This is a genomic window from Pectobacterium brasiliense, assembly GCF_013449685.1.
Taxonomy (GTDB): Bacteria; Pseudomonadota; Gammaproteobacteria; order Enterobacterales; family Enterobacteriaceae; genus Pectobacterium; species Pectobacterium brasiliense_A.
Genome location: NZ_JACDSF010000045.1, coordinates 1 through 1199, shown reverse-complemented (window position 1 = coordinate 1199; position 1199 = coordinate 1). Strand labels below are relative to the sequence as shown.

The following is a 1199-nucleotide window of genomic DNA, read 5'->3' as shown; positions in this document are numbered from 1 at the left end:
AGTGAGTTAGATCTCGCCCTGTTATCCACGTAGGGGAGAGGTGATTATGTATACGAGCATTCTGGTGCCAGTAGATATAGAAGAAGATGAACTCACCAAACACGCGCTTACGCATGCAGTCAGGTTGGCCAAAATGTCGGGTGCCGCAATCCACCTCTTTCATTCCCTCCCAGATGCGTCGGCATTTTTGTCTGCTTATTCTTTTGGCATAAAAGAGTTGGAGAATGAGGCGGTGGTGAAAGCGAATGACAAGCTGAAATCACTGATGAAAACGATCGACCTTCCTGCCTCGCGTTTATCATGTAGCGTCAGTTTTGGCTCGGCCAGAGACGAAGTATTAGCGCTGGCGGAAGAGATGAATGCAGATTTAATCGTCATTGGTTCGCGGCGACCGAATGTAAAAACCTACCTACTTGGCTCAAATGCCGCAGCAATCGTTCGCCATGCGAAAATGTCAGTCTTAGTTGTCCGCTAGTTTTTGCATAACGCTGCTGCCTCGTCTGAGGTTGGTGACAAGGCAGCAACCTCAGACGAGGCAGCTTTAAAAAATGGAGAACAGCAGGACAACGGGAAAGCTCAACGGCCAGGTTAGCCCGACTATCAACGAAGCAAAAAATCGGATGAGCAGGGATTTGTCTTTACTCAACAAGAACGTCACGATCAGGGAAACGACAAAGCCGATCATGTAAGTCAGTTTAATGAGTTCCCATGGGGAATGATGTGGCACGTTTGTTTCCTTTTATCCTCGCAGCACCTGCATTTTATGTTGTTAATATTTTACGATCAATTTTTTAACTCTTAATAGGTAGTTGAGTGACATTGTTCTTCGGTACGTATTTTGTACAGTAGTTATTGTCCTCTGGTTAAAATAAGACCCTTGGTATGAAAAAAACGCTGGCTGTTGCGATGGTATGTGTTGTGGCCCTGCTTTCTATTTCTACACCTAGTATGGCGAAAAATGTCCGAATTTCTGATGAGCAGATCAAAGAACAGATCATTCAGGAATCGATTTCGTCTTATTCTGGTCATTGTCCTTGCCCTTATAATTCAGCACGTAATGGTAGCAAGTGCGGTAAACGTAGCGCATGGAGTCGGGCAGGAGGATATTCGCCAATCTGTTACAAAGGAGAAGTAACTCGGAAAATGATTGACGATTGGAAAATGAAAAACGGAAATAGCTAAATAGCTTCGCCAAATAG

The 1199-nt window shown here is 44.6% G+C and carries 3 protein-coding genes; 2 read left to right on the top strand and 1 reads right to left on the bottom strand.

All coding sequences use genetic code 11. The annotated features are described in order from the left end of the window. Positions 1-46 precede the first annotated feature (46 nt). Positions 47-475: a universal stress protein gene (locus tag H0248_RS17185; RefSeq protein WP_180786839.1), complete on the top strand. Its 429-nt coding sequence runs from the start codon at positions 47-49 to the stop codon at positions 473-475. 66 nt (positions 476-541) lie between these two features. Here H0248_RS17185 and H0248_RS17180 read toward each other — a convergent pair whose 3' ends face one another. Beyond that, positions 542-727: a GhoT/OrtT family toxin gene (locus tag H0248_RS17180; protein WP_039275654.1), complete on the bottom strand. Its 186-nt coding sequence runs from the start codon at positions 725-727 to the stop codon at positions 542-544. Between the two features lie 155 nt (positions 728-882). Here H0248_RS17180 and H0248_RS17175 point away from each other — a divergent pair, with 155 nt between their 5' ends. Then, positions 883-1182 carry a hypothetical protein gene (locus H0248_RS17175; protein WP_180786838.1) on the top strand — a complete coding sequence of 100 codons (300 nt, stop codon included), beginning with the start codon at positions 883-885 and terminating at the stop codon, positions 1180-1182. Positions 1183-1199: the final 17 nt, after the last annotated feature.

What these genes read in the sequence shown, in the direction of transcription:
- H0248_RS17185 (WP_180786839.1), top strand. Translation starts at nt 47, where the DNA reads ATGTATACGAGCATTCTGGTGCCAGTAGATATAGAAGAAGATGAACTC.
- H0248_RS17175 (WP_180786838.1), top strand. Translation starts at nt 883, where the DNA reads ATGAAAAAAACGCTGGCTGTTGCGATGGTATGTGTTGTGGCCCTGCTT.